General features: G+C 68.0%; 17 protein-coding genes. 9 read left to right on the top strand and 8 right to left on the bottom strand.

Features of this window, described 5'->3' with window-relative positions; genetic code table 11:
• Positions 1-25: 25 nt before the first annotated feature.
• The 6 genes from gltX to folC form a co-directional block, all read right to left on the bottom strand.
• Positions 26-1,441 carry a glutamate--tRNA ligase gene (gene gltX, locus AVTE2539_RS15915; protein WP_284412026.1) on the bottom strand — a complete coding sequence of 472 codons (1,416 nt, stop codon included), beginning with the start codon at positions 1,439-1,441 and terminating at the stop codon, positions 26-28.
• Complete coding sequence (locus AVTE2539_RS15910) at positions 1,438-2,670, bottom strand: O-succinylhomoserine sulfhydrylase (RefSeq protein WP_284412024.1); 1,233 nt, start codon at positions 2,668-2,670, stop codon at positions 1,438-1,440. Before AVTE2539_RS15910 ends, gltX begins: the two co-directional genes overlap by 4 nt.
• Before the next feature lie 26 nt (positions 2,671-2,696).
• Complete coding sequence (purF, locus tag AVTE2539_RS15905; protein ID WP_284412022.1) at positions 2,697-4,205, bottom strand: amidophosphoribosyltransferase; 1,509 nt, start codon at positions 4,203-4,205, stop codon at positions 2,697-2,699.
• A gap of 78 nt (positions 4,206-4,283) precedes the next feature.
• Positions 4,284-4,772 carry a CvpA family protein gene (locus AVTE2539_RS15900; RefSeq protein WP_272568564.1) on the bottom strand — a complete coding sequence of 163 codons (489 nt, stop codon included), beginning with the start codon at positions 4,770-4,772 and terminating at the stop codon, positions 4,284-4,286.
• A gap of 24 nt (positions 4,773-4,796) precedes the next feature.
• Positions 4,797-5,645, bottom strand: a complete 849-nt coding sequence (locus tag AVTE2539_RS15895; RefSeq protein ID WP_284412020.1) for an SPOR domain-containing protein — start codon at positions 5,643-5,645, stop codon at positions 4,797-4,799.
• A gap of 22 nt (positions 5,646-5,667) precedes the next feature.
• Positions 5,668-6,993 carry a bifunctional tetrahydrofolate synthase/dihydrofolate synthase gene (folC, locus tag AVTE2539_RS15890; protein ID WP_284412018.1) on the bottom strand — a complete coding sequence of 442 codons (1,326 nt, stop codon included), beginning with the start codon at positions 6,991-6,993 and terminating at the stop codon, positions 5,668-5,670.
• A 47-nt stretch (positions 6,994-7,040) separates the two neighbouring features.
• Between folC and AVTE2539_RS15885 the strand changes: the two genes are divergently transcribed.
• From AVTE2539_RS15885 to AVTE2539_RS15860, 6 genes are all read left to right on the top strand, one after another.
• Positions 7,041-7,454, top strand: coding sequence for an ArsC family reductase (locus AVTE2539_RS15885; protein WP_284412015.1), 414 nt, complete (start codon positions 7,041-7,043; stop codon positions 7,452-7,454).
• Positions 7,455-7,566: 112 nt separating this feature from the next.
• Positions 7,567-8,202, top strand: coding sequence for a glycine zipper 2TM domain-containing protein (locus AVTE2539_RS15880; protein WP_272568547.1), 636 nt, complete (start codon positions 7,567-7,569; stop codon positions 8,200-8,202).
• Between the two features lie 180 nt (positions 8,203-8,382).
• Positions 8,383-8,700, top strand: coding sequence for a pyrimidine/purine nucleoside phosphorylase (ppnP, locus tag AVTE2539_RS15875; RefSeq protein WP_272568545.1), 318 nt, complete (start codon positions 8,383-8,385; stop codon positions 8,698-8,700).
• A gap of 17 nt (positions 8,701-8,717) precedes the next feature.
• Positions 8,718-10,061, top strand: coding sequence for an argininosuccinate synthase (gene argG / locus AVTE2539_RS15870; protein ID WP_272568543.1), 1,344 nt, complete (start codon positions 8,718-8,720; stop codon positions 10,059-10,061).
• Positions 10,062-10,218: 157 nt separating this feature from the next.
• Complete coding sequence (gene sigJ / locus AVTE2539_RS15865) at positions 10,219-11,109, top strand: RNA polymerase sigma factor SigJ (protein ID WP_284412013.1); 891 nt, start codon at positions 10,219-10,221, stop codon at positions 11,107-11,109.
• Between the two features lie 135 nt (positions 11,110-11,244).
• On the top strand, positions 11,245-11,703 hold the full coding sequence (locus tag AVTE2539_RS15860) for a carboxymuconolactone decarboxylase family protein (RefSeq protein WP_284412011.1): 459 nt from the start codon (positions 11,245-11,247) through the stop codon (positions 11,701-11,703).
• Positions 11,704-11,853: 150 nt separating this feature from the next.
• On the opposite strand, the gene murB is transcribed toward AVTE2539_RS15860, so the two are convergent.
• Positions 11,854-12,936 carry a UDP-N-acetylmuramate dehydrogenase gene (gene murB, locus AVTE2539_RS15855; RefSeq protein WP_284412008.1) on the bottom strand — a complete coding sequence of 361 codons (1,083 nt, stop codon included), beginning with the start codon at positions 12,934-12,936 and terminating at the stop codon, positions 11,854-11,856.
• 67 nt (positions 12,937-13,003) lie between these two features.
• Between murB and AVTE2539_RS15850 the strand changes: the two genes are divergently transcribed.
• The 3 genes from AVTE2539_RS15850 to AVTE2539_RS15840 are packed head-to-tail and all read left to right on the top strand — an operon-like array spanning position 13,004 to position 15,223.
• On the top strand, positions 13,004-13,489 hold the full coding sequence (locus tag AVTE2539_RS15850) for a YajQ family cyclic di-GMP-binding protein (protein WP_272568536.1): 486 nt from the start codon (positions 13,004-13,006) through the stop codon (positions 13,487-13,489).
• 56 nt (positions 13,490-13,545) lie between these two features.
• On the top strand, positions 13,546-14,193 hold the full coding sequence (locus AVTE2539_RS15845) for a retropepsin-like aspartic protease family protein (protein ID WP_284412005.1): 648 nt from the start codon (positions 13,546-13,548) through the stop codon (positions 14,191-14,193).
• 10 nt (positions 14,194-14,203) lie between these two features.
• A complete protein-coding gene (locus AVTE2539_RS15840; protein WP_284412003.1) occupies positions 14,204-15,223 on the top strand; it encodes an HD-GYP domain-containing protein in 1,020 nt (339 codons plus the stop codon).
• A 39-nt stretch (positions 15,224-15,262) separates the two neighbouring features.
• On the opposite strand, the gene plsY is transcribed toward AVTE2539_RS15840, so the two are convergent.
• Complete coding sequence (gene plsY, locus AVTE2539_RS15835) at positions 15,263-15,898, bottom strand: glycerol-3-phosphate 1-O-acyltransferase PlsY (RefSeq protein ID WP_272568532.1); 636 nt, start codon at positions 15,896-15,898, stop codon at positions 15,263-15,265.
• Positions 15,899-15,966: the final 68 nt, after the last annotated feature.

Here is a 15,966-nt window from a genome sequence, read left to right as displayed (position 1 = left end):
TGAGCCTTGAATTATAGACAGGTTTTTAAGGCTTCAGCAATCTCGCTGCGATTTTTTCGCGGCCTACGAGTTCGAGCACCGCATCGACCGATGGCGTGTGGGCCGTTCCCACGGTCAGCACGCGCACCGGCATGGCCAGTTGCGGCATCTTGAGCGAATGGGCGGCCAGCACTTCCTTGAAGGCGGCAGCGATCGCCGCCTTGTCCCACGTGCAGGTGGCCAGGGCCTGCGCCAACGCGCCGATGGCAGGCCACACGGCTTCGGTCACGTGCTTGGCGTACTCCTCGGGGTTGGGCTTCACATCGCCGTAGAAGACGAAAGCCCAGTCCGCCAATGCCACGGTCGTGTCGCAACGGTCCTTGAAAAGCGCGCAGATGCGCGGAAGGCGACCATCAGCCAACTCTGCCGCAGAAACGCCCCGCTGTTCCAGCCGCGGCGCCACGAGGGCGGCCAGGGTTTCGTCCGGCATGGCTTTGAGATGCTGCGCGTTCACCCACCGCAGCTTGGCTTCGTCAAACTGGGCGGCGCTGCGCCCCAGATGGTCGAGATTGAACCACTGCAAGAATTGCTCGCGGCTGAAGATCTCGTCGTCGCCGTGGCTCCAGCCCAGGCGGGCCAGGTAGTTCACCATGGCTTCGGGCAGATAGCCTTCGTCCCGGTACTGGGTCACGGGCTTGGCGCCGTTGCGCTTGCTCATCTTCTCGCCCTGCTCGTTGAGCACGGTGGGCAGGTGGGCATACACCGGCGGCTGCTTTCCGAGGGCCTCGAAAATGTTGATCTGGCGCGGTGTGTTGTTGACGTGGTCGTCCCCACGGATCACATGCGTGATCGCCATGTCGATGTCATCGACCACCACGCAGAAGTTGTACGTGGGCGTGCCATCGGGCCGCGCGATCACCAGATCGTCGAGCTCGTCGTTGCGGATCTCGATGCGGCCCTTGACCTTGTCGTCCCATACGACGGAGCCGCCCAGCGGATTGCGAAAACGCAGCACCGGCTGCACGCCCTGCGGCACGTCCGGCAGGGTCTTGCCAGGCTCGGGACGCCACGTGCCGTCGTAGCGCGGCTTTTCCTTGGCCTGCATCTGCCGTTCGCGCAGCGCGTCGAGTTCCGGCACGCTCATGTAGCAGGGATAGACATGGCCGGCCTCCTGCAGCTGGGCCAGCACTTCCTTGTACCGGTCCATGCGCTGCATCTGGTAGAACGGGCCTTCGTCGGGTTGCATGCCGAGCCATTCCATGCCTTCCAGAATCACGTCCACGGCGGCCTGGCTGGACCGCTCCAGGTCGGTGTCCTCGATGCGCAGAATGAAGTCGCCACCCGTCGCGCGGGCGAACGCCCAAGGGTACAGGGCGGAGCGGATGTTCCCCAGATGGATGAACCCCGTGGGCGAGGGAGCGAAACGCGTGCGAACGCGCTGGGTCAGGTTGGCTTCGGTCATTGCAGGGTATCCAGGCCGCGCGCGAGGTCGGCCTTCAAATCTTCGATGTGCTCCAGCCCGACCGCCACGCGGATCAGGCCTTGCCCCAGGCCGGCGGCCTGGCGCTGCTCTTCGGTCAGGCGGCCATGCGAGGTGCTGGCGGGATGGGTGATGGTGGTCTTGGTGTCGCCGAGATTGGCCGTGATGCTGCACACCCGCGTGCTGTCGATCACATGGAATGCCTGCGCACGGGCCGAGGCCGGATCGCCCTCTTTCACCTTGACGTCGAACGACACCACAGCGCCGCCGAGGCCGGATTGCTGGCGCATGGCCAGCGCATGCTGGGGATGGGACGCCAGCCCCGGGTAGTACACGCGCGCCACGCGCGGATGCGATTCGAGCCAGGTGGCCAGTTGCAGCGCGTTGGCGCTTTGCGCCTTCATGCGGATGGACAAGGTTTCCATGCCCTTCAGAACCACCCATGCATTGAAGGGCGACAGGTTCATGCCCGCGCTGCGGATCATGGGCGCGAGCTTGTCGTCGATGAGCGCGCGGGGTCCGCACACGGCCCCCGCCATCACCCGGCCTTGTCCGTCGAGGAACTTGGTGCCGGAGTGCAGGACCAGATCCGCCCCCCATTTGGCGGGCTGCTGCAAGGCGGGAGAGGCGAAGCAGTTGTCCACGGCAAGCAGCACGCCGGCTTCATGGGCGATGTCGGCCAGCGCCTGGATGTCGCACAGATCGGTCAGCGGATTGGTGGGGGTTTCCGCAAACATGAGCCGCGTTTCCGGGCGCAGCGCAGCCTTCCATGCGGCCGCATCGGTCTGCGGCACGAACGTGGTCTGCACGCCGAAACGCGACAGCTCTCCGCCGATGAGTTTGATGGTCGAGCCGAACATCGACCGGGAGCAGATCACATGGTCGCCGGTCTTGAGCAGTGCCAGGCACATGAGCAGGATGGCAGACATGCCGGTGGCGGTGCCGATCGCGGATTCGGTGCCTTCCAGGGCGGCCAGGCGCCGCTCGAAGCTCGTGACCGTGGGATTGCCGGTCCGGGTGTAGGTGTAGCCCTCTTCCTCGCCGGCAAACCGGCGCGCCGCCGTCGCCGCGTCGGGCTGCACGAAGCTGCTGCTCAGGTACAGCGCCTCGGAATGCTCGCCGTACACGCTGCGGGGAATGGCTTCGCGCACCGCCAGCGTGTCGGGGTGCAGGCCTTCGGGAAGGGTTCGGGCATTCAAGGGGGAGTTCATGGCGTGAAGATCCAAGCGAATAGCGGTCAGGCGTCCTGCGCGTTGGGCAGGGCCAGGCGGGAAGTGTCTTCCTCCTGCGGCTCCTCCACGCCCACACGCCCTTCGTTCAGCCGCGCGATGTCCTGCGCGGTGATGTCGCCCGTGACGTACACGCCGTCGAAGCACGAGGCGTCGAAGCCTTCGATGCGCCCGTTCAGGGCGCCGACCGCCTTCTTCATGCCGTTGACGTCCTGATAGATCAAGGCATCGCAGCCGATGGACTGCCGCACTTCTTCGACCGTGCGGCCATGGGCCACCAGTTCATTGCTTGTGGGCATGTCGATGCCGTACACGTTGGGATAGCGCACCGGCGGCGCGGCGCTGGCCAGGTAGACCTTGCGGGCGCCCGCGTCGCGCGCCATCTGCACGATCTCGCGCGAGGTGGTGCCACGCACGATGGAGTCGTCCACCAGCAGCACGTTGCGGCCCTTGAACTCGCTGGCGATGACGTTCAACTTTTGCCGCACGGACTTCTTGCGAACGCCCTGCCCCGGCATGATGAAGGTGCGCCCCACGTAGCGGTTCTTCACGAAGCCCTCGCGGTACGGAATTCCCAGCAGATGCGCCAGTTGCGTGGCGCTCGGGCGGCTCGATTCCGGGATGGGAATGATCACGTCGATCTCGTTGGGCGGCACCGTGGAGACCACGCGCTTGGCCAACGCCTCGCCCAGGTTCAGGCGGGCCTGGTACACCGAGATGCCGTCCAGCACCGAATCCGGACGCGCCAGATAGACGAACTCGAAAATGCAGGGGTTGAGCTGCGGCGCATCGGCGCACTGCTGCGCATGCACCGTGCCGTCGTCCGTGATGAACACAGCCTCGCCCGGCTGGATATCGCGCTCGAACACGTGGTTGGTGCCTTCCAGGGCCACCGACTCGCTGCCGACCATCACGGTGCCTTCCGGGCTGCGGCCCATGCACAGCGGGCGGATGCCGTGGGGATCACGGAAGGCGACCAGCCCGTGGCCGGCGATCAGCGCGATCACGGCGTAGGAGCCCTTGACGCGGCGGTGCACGGCACGCACGGCCGCAAACACGTCTTCGGTCTGCAGCGGCACACCGCGGGTGGCGCGCTCCAGCTCATGCGCGAACACGTTGAGCAGCACTTCGGAGTCGCTCTCGGTGTTGGTGTGGCGGTGGTCGGTCGAAAACAATTCGGCGCGCAGCGATTGCGCATTGGTCAGGTTGCCGTTGTGCACCAGCACCAGGCCGAAGGGGGCGTTCACGTAGAACGGCTGGGCCTCTTCCTCACTGTAGGCATTGCCCGCCGTGGGGTAGCGCACCTGACCCAGGCCGACCGTGCCCGGCAACGCACGCATGTTGCGCGTGCGAAACACGTCGCGCACCATGCCCTTGGCCTTGTGCATGAAGAACTTGCGCCCCTGCTGGGTGACGATGCCCGCCGCATCCTGGCCCCGGTGCTGCAGAAGCAGCAGAGCGTCATAGACCAGTTGGTTGACAGGAGCCGTGCTGACCACGCCGACGATTCCACACATATTCGCGTTCCATCCAAAGGCGGGCGATCCCGCAATAAAAAATCAGTGCAGCGCCACCCGGGTGGCGCTGCGTCCCTGTCATGAAGGCAGATGCCTTCCCAGCGCTGGCGGCAAAGCCGGCTTCAAAACTTCCAGCACACCCGTCAATATGGGGGCGGCCTGCGACTCTTTCCACCACAGCCCCTCCTGCAAGGGGGTCCACAGCACCACGAGCGATGCCGCCAGCAGCAGCACCATGCCCCGCAGGGCCCCGAACGCGGCCCCGAGCGTGCGGTCCACAGGGCGCAGCCCCACCGCCTCGATCAATTTTTTGGCCAGCCAGGCCAGGAATCCACAGGCAAACAGCGTGCCGATGAACGCCAGGGCAAAGCCCGCCGCATGCCGGACGGACTCGGCCGAATCGGAAATCGGCAACCACCGCCCCACGTCCTCGGCCCACCACTGGGCCATGAAAAAGGCCATGACCCAGCCTGCCAGCGACAACACTTCATAAATCAGCCCGCGCCAGGCCCCCAGCACCAGGGACCCCAGCAGCACCGCCAAGAAAATCCAGTCCAGCGATGCCATGCACGCACGCGAGCCGTCGGCCGGCTACAGCGCCAGGACCGAAGCCGACAGGCCCAGGCCCTTCACGCGCGCAGCCGCCTTGTCCGCTTCGGCGCGGGAGGCATAGGGGCCGACCCTGACGCGGGTGCGTTTACCGTCCTTGGTGTCCACCACCTGGGTGTAGGTCTTGAGGCCGGCGCGCTCCAGCGACTGGCGCACTTCGCGGGCCTTGTCGGCATCGGCGAAGGCACCCACCTGCACGATCAGCCGGCCCTCTTCGCTTTTGGAGGCGGCCGCAACCGGAGCCGGGCTATCGCGCCCTTCGAGCAAGGCCCGCGCACGCGCCGCGTCTTCCGAGCGCTGCGGTTTGGCCTCGGGCTTGGGTTCGGGTTTGGGTTCCGGTTTCGCTTCGTGGACCTGTAGCTTGGGCTCCGGCCGGGGCACCGGCTTGGGCTCGGCCCGCACCTCGGGCTTGGACGCCGCTGAAGGCGCGGGCGCAGGGGCGTGCACCGGAGCAGACGCCACCGGCTTGGGCGCGTTGCGGCTGGACGGCACGACCTCTTCGCCTTCGGCCAGGCCCCCGGCGGACGCCATGGCCGGGGCCGACGCTGCCGGACGGGCCGGCGCAGCCTCGGGCACCACCAGGGGAGCCACCTTGTTGCGATCGGGAATGTCGATGGGAATATCGACCGGAATGGGGCGCGGCTGGGTGTCGAACAGGATGGGGAAACCCACCACCCCCAGCAACACCAGCACCGCTGCGCCGATCAGCCGGTGCCGTGCGCGCCGACGCATGGCCTCGATGCTCTCGGCCTGGGCATTGCGCGAACGCTTGCCCGCGGGTTTATCGGGTTGCTCCTTGCTGCCGGGCCACCGAAACTTGAAAAATGCCATGGAGTGCAGAATCGTGCGGACCTTATGCGCCCAGATGCTTGGCCTGCAGGCGAGGCGTCCCGTTGGTCAGAACGCCGCCCACCGTGTAGAACGAGCCAAAGACCACGATTCTATCAGCCGGCTCCGCGGCATCGACGGCCGCCTGCAGTGCCTGCTGAGGGTCCGCGTGCAGGCTGGTGGGCACGGTGCGGCGCCCCCCGGCCACGATCTGCAGGGCATTCCATTTCTGCTGCAGGCCCGCGGCGCTCTCGGCGCGGGGCGTGGGCAGATCGGTGAAATACCAGCGGTCCACCAGCGGGCCGATCTTGGCCAGCATGGGGCCGAGGTCCTTGTCGGCCATGGCGCCCAGCACGGCATGCGTGGTGGGGAAGAACCCCATCGCGTCCAGGTTGGCGGTCAGCGCCGCCACCGAATGGGGGTTGTGCGCCACATCCAGCACCAGGGTCGGCTGGCCGGGAACGATCTGGAAGCGCCCCGGCAGCTCCACCATGGCCAGCCCGTTGCGCACCGCCTGGGCGGTGACCGGAAGCCGATCGCGCAGGGCCTCGAGCGCTGCCAGGGCGCCAGAGGCATTGACGAGCTGGTTGGCGCCCCGCAAGGAGGGGTAGGCCATGCCGGCGTAGCGGCGGCCCCGCCCAGCCCAGCTCCACTGCTGCTTGTCGCCCGAAAAGTTGAAGTCATGGCCGAAGCGCCACAGGTCGGCGCCGATTTCCAGCGCATGGTCGAGCACGCTCTGCGGCGCCATGGGATCGCTCACCACCACGGGGCGGCCCGTGCGCATGATGCCCGCCTTCTCGCGCCCGATGGTTTCGCGGTCGGGCCCCAGGAATTCGGTGTGGTCGATGTCGATGCTGGTGATGACGGCGCAGTCCGTGTCGATCACGTTGGTGGCATCGAGCCGCCCACCCAGGCCGACCTCGAGGATGGCCACATCCAGCCGCGACAGGCTCATGAGCCGCAGAATCGCAAGGGTGGTGAACTCGAAGTACGACAGCGAGATGTCCTCGCCGTCCAGGGTCCTGGCGCTTTCCACGGCGGCGAAGTGTGCGATCAGATCCGATGCGGCGACGATCTCGCCGTGGATGCGACACCGTTCCTCGAAGTGCACCAGGTGCGGCGACGTGTACACCCCGGTGCGGTAGCCCGACTGCAGCGCCACCGCTTCGAGCATGGCGCAGGTGGAGCCCTTGCCGTTGGTGCCGGCCACGGTGATGACCGGGCAGTCGAACCGCAGATCCATGCGCCGGGCCACGGCACGCACGCGGTCCAGGCCCATGTCGATGTTCTTCGGGTGCAGGCGCTCGCAATGGCCGAGCCAGCCTTCCAGGGTGTCGAAATTGGTGTGCATACGGGGCCGGATTGTCGCCGAGCGCGGCTTGCACGATGATCTGCGCCATGAGTACCCCCACCCGTCCCCCCGCCCACCCCGCCGCCCGCCCGGACACCACCGTGCTCTACGGCATTCCCAACTGCGACACGGTCAAGAAGGCCCGCGCCTGGCTTGCCGCCCAGGGCATTGCGCACCAGTTCCACGACTTCAAGAAGCAGGGCGTGCCGGCCGATCGCCTGCCGCACTGGGCCGATGCGGTGGGCTGGGAAAAGCTGCTCAACCGCCAGGGAACGACCTGGCGCAAGCTGGATGCGGCCACCCAGGCCACCGTGCACGACGAGGGCAGCGCCGCCGAGGTGATGCAGGCGCAGCCCAGCGTCATCAAGCGCCCGGTCGTGGAATGGGCGGACGGCCGCATCACCGTGGGTTTCAACGAAGCCGATTGGAACGAAGCCGCCACCGCGCGCTCCAAGCCCTGAAACGGCACAAATCTTTACCCAGATTTACGGCCCCCGGCTGCAGGCTTGACACGGCGACCCTAAACTTTTTCTCAGCCTGATGCGTTGTACACCGACCGAAAGGAGCTTCTCCATGAAGAAAATCATCTTGTTGACCGCGCTGGCTGCCGTTGCAGCCGGTGCCAGCGCCCAGGAGCAGGGCCGCGTCCTCTCCGCCACCCCCATTACCGAGCAGGTGGCCATTCCCCAGCAGGTGTGCGGTAACGAAACCATCTACGGCGAATCCCGGCCGACCGGCGCCGGGGCGGTGCTGGGCGCCATCGCCGGCGGGGCCACCGGCAACGCGATCGGCAAGGGCAGCGGACGCGCCGCCGCCACCGCCATCGGGCTGATCGGCGGGGCCGTGCTGGGCAACAACATCGAGGGCACCCGGCCCGAGTACCAGAACGTGCAGCGCTGCTCCACCCAGACGTACTACGAGAACCGCACCATGGGCTACAACGTGCTGTACGAGTACGCGGGCCGCCAGTACACCACCCGCACGCAGCACGACCCGGGCGCCTGGATTCCCGTGAGCGTGCAGCCCATCGCCAGCGCACCGCCGGCCCCCGCCTACTCCGGCGGCTACGCCCAGCCGGGCGTGGTGGTCTCCACCTACCCTGGCCCGCCCGCCTACGTGACGCCCCCGTCCACCACGGTCATCGAATACCACGACAGCTACGGCCGCCCCTACTACCCGCCCCGCCCGCGCGATCCCTACTGGCGCTGAAGGCACCACCGGCCGGACGGCCAACCCATCCAGCAGGGAGCCTTCGGGCTCCCTTTTTCGTGGGGCGCGCCTTCGGCCCGGCGTTTTGGGGCGCCGCCTCGCACGGGGAACGGGGGCCGGCCGCAGCGTTCAACCTAGAATCTTCGGTTTTCCCCCTTCCTCTTCCTTTCAAGCGCATCCATGACCACCGAAACCATCGACGGCGTGTCCGTCACCACCCAAGCCAACGTGTATTTCGACGGCAAATGCGTGAGCCACAACATCACGTTTCCGGACGGCACGAAGAAATCGGTGGGCGTGATCCTGCCCGCCACGCTGACCTTCAACACCGGCGCGCCCGAGATCATGGAATGCGTGGGCGGCGCGTGCGAGTACAAGCTCGACGGCACCGACGCCTGGGTGAAGTCCGGCGCGGGCGAGAAATTCAGCGTGCCCGGCCAGTCGAAGTTCGAGATCCGCGTCGCCAGCGCCTACCACTACATCTGCCACTTCGGCTGAACCGCAAGGCACCGCACATGGCCACCATCCTCCAGAACCTGCCCCTGAACCAGAAGGTCGGCATCGCCTTCTCCGGCGGTCTCGACACCAGCGCCGCGCTGCGCTGGATGAAGAACAAGGGCGCCCTGCCCTACGCCTACACGGCCAACCTGGGCCAGCCCGACGAGCCGGACTACGACGCCATCCCCGCCAAGGCGATGGAATACGGCGCCGAAAAAGCCCGCCTGGTGGACTGCCGCACGCAGCTCGCCCATGAAGGCATCGCCGCGCTGCAGGCCGGCGCCTTCCACATCAGCACGGCCGGCATCACCTACTTCAACACCACGCCGCTGGGCCGCGCCGTCACCGGCACCATGCTGGTGGCGGCCATGAAGGAAGACGACGTCCACATCTGGGGCGACGGCTCGACCTTCAAGGGCAACGACATCGAGCGCTTTTACCGCTACGGCCTGCTCACCAACCCCTCGCTCAAGATCTACAAGCCCTGGCTGGACCAGCTGTTCATCGACGAGTTGGGCGGCCGCGCCGAAATGTCGGCCTTCATGACGAAGGAAGGCTTCGGCTACAAGATGAGCGCCGAAAAGGCCTACAGCACCGACAGCAACATGCTGGGCGCGACGCACGAGGCCAAGGACCTGGAGTTCCTGAACAGCGGCATCCGCATCGTGAACCCCATCATGGGGGTGGCGTTCTGGAAGGACGATGTCCAGGTCAAGTCCGAGGAAGTGTCCGTGCGCTTCGAGGAAGGCCAGCCCGTCGCCCTGAACGGCGTCGAGTACAACGACCCCGTGGCGCTGATCCTGGAAGCCAACCGCATCGGCGGCCGCCACGGCCTGGGGATGAGCGACCAGATCGAGAACCGCATCATCGAAGCCAAGAGCCGCGGCATCTACGAAGCCCCGGGCCTGGCGCTGCTGCACATCGCCTACGAGCGTCTGGTGACCGGCATCCACAACGAAGACACCATCGAGCAGTACCGCATGAACGGCCTGAAACTGGGCCGCCTGCTGTACCAGGGCCGCTGGTTCGACCCGCAGGCCATCATGCTGCGCGAGACCGCCCAGCGCTGGGTGGCGCGCGCCGTGACCGGCACGGTGACGCTGGAGCTGCGCCGCGGCAACGACTACTCGCTGCTCAACACCGAGTCGCCCAACCTGACCTATGCGCCCGAGCGCCTGTCGATGGAAAAGGTGGAAGACGCGCCGTTCAGCCCCGCCGACCGCATCGGCCAGCTGACCATGCGCAACCTGGACATCATCGACACGCGCCACAAGCTGGGCGTCTACGCCCAGTCCGGCCTGCTGTCGCTGGGCGGCAATGCCGCGCTGGCGCAGCTGGGCGACGGCAGCGAGAAAAAGTAACGCCAGGCATCGAAAAGGCCTCCAGCGCTACCGCGACATGCGCTGGCAGCTATGAAAACAAGAGCAACCGCCCCGCCACCCGGCCGGGCGGTTTTCTTTTTTTGGCAGGCGGCGCGGATTCCTGTCACAAACCGGCCCGGCCACCCGTCTTGAAGGCATGAACGCCGACATTCCCCTCGCCCCGGACCCGCACACCGCCACGTTCCTTCAGCACCGCCCGCGCCTCCTGGGCGTGGCCTACCGCATGCTGGGCAGCCGCGCCGATGCGCAGGACGTGCTGCAGGACGCCTGGCTGCGCTGGCAGTCCACGCCGGCCGAGCGCGTGCAGACGGCCGAGGCCTGGCTGGTGACCACCGTCACGCGCCTGTGCGTGGACCGGCTGCGCGCCACCCGCACCGAGCGAGAGGCCTACAGCGGCCCGTGGCTGCCCGAACCCTGGCTGGACCGCGACGCCACCGCGCCGGCGGCCGATGCGCGCGCCGAGCTGGCGTCCGATCTGTCCATCGCGCTGCTGGTGGTGCTGGAACGCCTGTCGCCCGACGAGCGCGCCGCCTTCCTGCTGCACGACGTGTTCGACAGCGACTACGGCGAGATCGCCACCGTGCTGGACCGCAGCGAGGCGGCCTGCCGCCAGCTGGTGCACCGCGCCCGCACCCAGGTGCGCCGGGAGAAGGTGCGCTTTTCGGCCACGCCGGACGCCGCGCAGGCCCTGCTGCACCGCCTCGTGGACGCGATGCGCGCCCAGGACCACGGCGCCCTGCTCGCCCTCTTCGCGCCGGACGCCACCTGGACGCCCGATGCGGGCGGCAAGGTCCAGGCGGCCACCAAGGTGGTGCGCGGTCCCCGGGCCCTGGCCCGGCTGGCGGCGGGTCTGTGGCGCGTGTACCTGCGCCACCTCGCCGTGCAGGAAGTGCAGATCAACGGCACGCCGGGTCTGGTGCTGCGCGAAGGCGGCACGCCGCGCGTGGCGCTGGCCTTGCAGACCGACGGCACGCACATCCACGGCATCTACGCCGTGCTGAACCCGGACAAGCTGCGCGGGTTGTAGGCCCCGCCGCCGGGTCCCGCTTTCCCGATCCGTTCCCATGGCATGGCACCCGCGCCGGGTGCGGGCCGCGCCATGGGCCACGGGTTTCCCACCCGCTCCTTCCTTCAACCACCCACCGCCACGAAAGGCTCCCCAATGTCCCAAGCCCGCATCGACCTCATGAAAAACCACCCCGCCACCGCGAACGCCATGATGGCGCTGGAGAACCAGTTGCGCGCTGGCGCCCTGCCCCTTGCCCTCAAGGAGCTGGTGAAGATGCGCGTGTCGCAGATCAACGGCTGCGCGTTCTGCATCGACCTGCACGTGGGCGTGGCCCGCCGGCATGGCGAGACCGACCGGCGCCTGCACCTGCTGGCCGCCTGGCGCGAGGCCGGCCTGTTCGATGCCCGCGAACGCGCCGCGCTGGCCTGGGCCGAATCGCTGACCCGCCTGGCCGCCACGCAGGACGTGCCGGACGCGGTCTATGACATGGTGGCGGCGCAGTTCTCGGAGGCGGAGATCGTCGAGCTGTCGCTGGCCGTCGTCGCCATCAACGGCTGGAACCGGTTCCAGGTCGCCTTCCGCGCGCCACCGGCGGGCGGCGCCGGCGCCTGAGCGCCCCGTTCGGGCCGTCGCACCAAAAATAAGAGCCCGATCGGCCTCATGCCCTAGTCAAACATGCCATTGATGCTATTAATAGCATAGCAATTTCTCCGCAACGGCTTTGCAGCCGCTTCGCGGCAGAACCGGCCGCATGCGCCGGGCCTAGACCACCACCGGCTCCGGCTCCAGCCGGATGCCGAAGCGCTCGTACACGCTGGTCTGGATGGCCTTGGCCAGCGTCATCACTTCGCCGCCGGTCACGCTATCGGCGCCCCGGCCGCGGTTGACCAGCACCAGCGCCTGCTTTTCGTACACGCCGGCCTTGCCCACGCTCTTGCCCTTCCAGCCGCAGGCATCGATCAGCCAGCCCGCCGCCAGCTTGATGGTGCCGTCGGGCATGGGGTAGTGCACGATGCGCGGCTCGCGGGCGATGATGTCCGAGCACTGGTCGGGCGTGACCGTGGGGTTCTTGAAGAAGCTGCCGGCATTGCCCACCACCGCCGGGTCGGGCAGCTTGGCGCGGCGCACCTCGCACACCCATTCGAAGATCTGCTGCGCCGTGGGCTCGGCCACGCCGGCCTCGGCCCGCTTGCGCTCCAGGTCGAGGTAGCCCAGCTCGGGCTTCCAGGGCTTGGGCAGGCGAAAGCGCACGTGCGTGATGGCCGCGCGCCCCGCCAGGCCCATGCCGCGCGGCCCGCTGCCCTCGGCGGCGCCCGCGGGGGCGACGGGGGCCTGGTGCTTGAAGACGGAATCGCGGTAGCCGAACGCGCATTGGGCGGCATCGAGCGTGAACGGCTGGCCCGTCGCCAGGTCGATGGCGTCCAGGGAATCGAAGCGGTCCTGCAGCTCGACGCCGTAGGCGCCGATGTTCTGCACGGGCGCCGCGCCCACGGTGCCGGGGATGAGCGCCAGGTTTTCCAGCCCGGGAAAGCCGTGCGCCAGGGTCCAGGCGACGGCGTCGTGCCAGGACTCGCCGGCACCGGCCTCCACGATGAAGGCCTGGGGGGTTTCCTGCACCAGCCGCAGGCCCTTGATCTCCATCTTGAGGACCACGGGCTTGACGTCGCCCGTGAGGACGATGTTGCTGCCGCCGCCCAGCACGAAGACGGGCGAGCCCGCCAGCTGCGGGTCGGACACCAGGGCGCGCACGTCATCGACCGAGCGGGCACGCACCAGCGTGTGGGCGCGGGCCACGATGCCGAAGGTATTGCAGTGCTGCAGGGGAGCGTTTTTCTCGACTAACATCGACCGGATTGTCGCACCCGGCCCCTTTTCGCGGCCGGGTTCTCCCCCAGTTTCCGAGAGTGATGCCATGCCTTCTTTTGACACCGTTTGTGAAGCCAACCTCGTAGAAGTGAAGAACGCGGTCGAAAACACCGCCAAGGAAATCGGCACGCGCTTCGACTTCAAGGGCACGTCCGCCGCCATCGAGATCAAGGACAAGGAGATCACGCTGTTCGGCGATGCCGACTTCCAGCTCACCCAGGTGGAAGACATCCTGCGCAACAAGCTCACCAAGCGCAACGTGGACGTGCGCTTTCTCGACATGGAAAAGCCGCAGAAGGTCGGCGGCGACAAGGTCAAGCAGGTCGTGAAGGTGCGCAACGGCATCGAGAGCGAGCTGGCCAAGAAGATCCAGAAGCTCCTCAAGGAAAGCAAGCTCAAGGTGCAGGCCGCCATCCAGGAAGAGAAAGTGCGCGTGACCGGCGCCAAGCGCGACGACCTGCAGGCCGCCATGGCGTTGCTGCGCAAGGAAGTGGTGGACATTCCACTGTCGTTCGACAACTTCCGCGACTGACACCGACTTCCCCGCCGCCTGCCGCATCACCGCCCTCACTCCCAGGCTGCCCCTCCATGCTCCTGCGCGCCCTCCCCCTCGCTGCCGCCCTGGCGCTTGCGCCATGGCAGGCGCACGCCCAGGCGGTGGCGCTGTCCGGCATCCTGGGCGGCAAGGCGCTGCTGGTCGTCAACGGTGGCGCGCCGCGCGGCGTGGGCCCGGGTGAAAGCCACCAGGGCGTGAAGGTGGTCTCGGTCGGCCGCGAGGAGGCGGTGGTCGAGCTGGCCGGCGCGCGGCGCACGTTGATCCTGGGCGAGGCCCCGGTCAGCGTGGGCAGCCGCGGCGCCGCCGGCACGGGCCGGCGCGTGGTGCTCACCGCCGACAGCCGCGGGCATTTCGTGAACAGCGGCACCATCAACGGCCGGCCGATGCAGTACCTGGTGGACACCGGCGCCAGTACCGTGGCCATCGGCCAGCCCGAGGCGGAACGCATGGGCCTGGCCTACCGCAGCGGGCAGCCCGTGGTGCTGGGCACGGCCAACGGCACGGCCCAGGGCTGGCGGATCAAGCTCGATTCGGTGCGCATCGGCGACGTCGAGGTGCTCGGCGTGGACGCCGTCGTCACGCCCCAGGCCATGCCCTTCGTGCTGCTGGGCAACAGTTTCCTGAACGAGTTCCAGATGAGCCGCATCAACGACCAGATGGTGCTGGAAAAGCGCCAGTAGCCCGCGCCCCATGCCCCACAGCCCCCCCAGCGCCGGCGAGCCGTCCGACAGCGAATACGAAGACCTGCTCGGACTGTGGTCGGACCTGGAATCCGCCCTGGCGGTGATCCTGTCGCGGCCCCTGCAGGTGCACGACTTTCCCGCCAAGGTGCGCCAGTGCGACCGGTGGCTTCAGGAACTGGTGGCGCACGACATCGACGCGGCGCTGTACCTGATGTTCCAGCTGGCGTCCACCTCCACGGTGGGCTACAGCACCTCGCACGCCCTGGTGTGCGGCACGCTGTGCCACATCCTCGCGCACGAACTGCAGCTGCCCACGCTGGAGCGCGACAGCCTGGTGCGGGCCGCGATCACCATGAACATCGGCATGACCGCGCTGCAGGACGAGCTGGCCAGCCAGCGCGAGCGGCCCAGCCCCGCGCAGCAGGAGGCCATCGAGGCGCACCCTCTGCGCAGCATGACCCTGCTGGAGCAGCTGGACGTGAAGGACCCGCTGTGGCTGGACGTCGTGGGCCAGCACCATGCGCCACTGGCCGAGACGCAGCCGCTGGCGGGCATGCCCGCCGAGGACCGGCTCAGCCGCATCCTGGGCACGATCGACCGCTACGCCGCGATGATCAGCCCGCGCAAGTCGCGTGCGGGCCGCAGCGCCACGGACTCGGTGCGCGCCATCGTGGGCCAGGACGTGGACCGGCGCGACGAAGTCACCTATGCGCTGGTGCGCGCCGTCGGGCTGTGCCCGCCCGGCACCTTCGTGCGGCTGGACAACGGCGAGACCGCCCTGGTGCTGCGCCGCAGCGAGAAGGTCAACTCCCCACTGGTGGCCAGCCTGCTCGATCGCGACGGCGAGCAACTGGCCCAGCCCCGGCTGCACCAGACGGCCAGCGGCCGGCCGCGCATCCAGTCAGCACTGGCCCGGCCCGCGGTGAAGGTGGAGATCAACCACCGCACGCTGGTGCGCCTGGGCCACTACGCGGCCCAGCACAGCAGCGGGCTGATGGGGTTGGTGAGCACGGCGGGCCGGCCCTGACCGGGCGGCTACCCCCCGCCCGGCTCCGTTCCCTTCGATTCAGGGCTTTTTCTTCTTCTGGCCCAGCCGGGATTCGGTGCCGGCCATGAGGCGGCGGATGTTTTCGCGGTGCCGCCACACCAGCAGCGCCGACATGGCGGCGATGGCCACGCCGATGGTCGCGTCGGTGTACCACAGCACGCCGCCGAACATCACGTAGTACAGCGGCGCGAACACCGCCGCCGCGAGCGACGCGCCCGACGAGTAGCGAAAGAAGAACGCGATGATGACCCAGGTCAGCAGCGTGGCCAGCCCCAGCCATGGGCTGATGCCGACCAGCACGCCCAGCGCCGTGGCCACGCCCTTGCCGCCCTCGAAGCGGAAGAACACGGGCCACAGATGCCCGAGGAATGCCGCCAGGCCCACCAGCGCCACGGTGCCGTCCTCCAGGCCATAGGGCTTGCCGAAGGCCTGCACCAGCACCACGGGCAGCCAGCCCTTGACCGCATCGAGCAGCAGCGTGATCACGGCCGCGGCCTTGGAGCCGGAGCGCAGCACGTTGGTGGCGCCGGGGTTCTTGCTGCCATAGGTGCGGGGATCGTTCAGGCCCATGGTGCGGCTCACGATGACGGCGAACGACAGCGAGCCCAGCAGGTAGGCGGCCACGGTGGCCAGGAGGCAATAGACGGTGGTCAAGGTAGAAATTCCTTCAGGATGCAGGCGCCACGAGGTGCCGGTGGCCGGCGCCCCGAAGGCGCGGCCCC

It is taken from the genome of Acidovorax sp. SUPP2539 (assembly GCF_030158975.1).
GTDB lineage: Bacteria > Pseudomonadota > Gammaproteobacteria > Burkholderiales > Burkholderiaceae_C > Paracidovorax.
The sequence above is the reverse complement of the archived record's forward strand: the minus strand, read 5'-3'. Positions and strand labels throughout refer to the sequence as shown.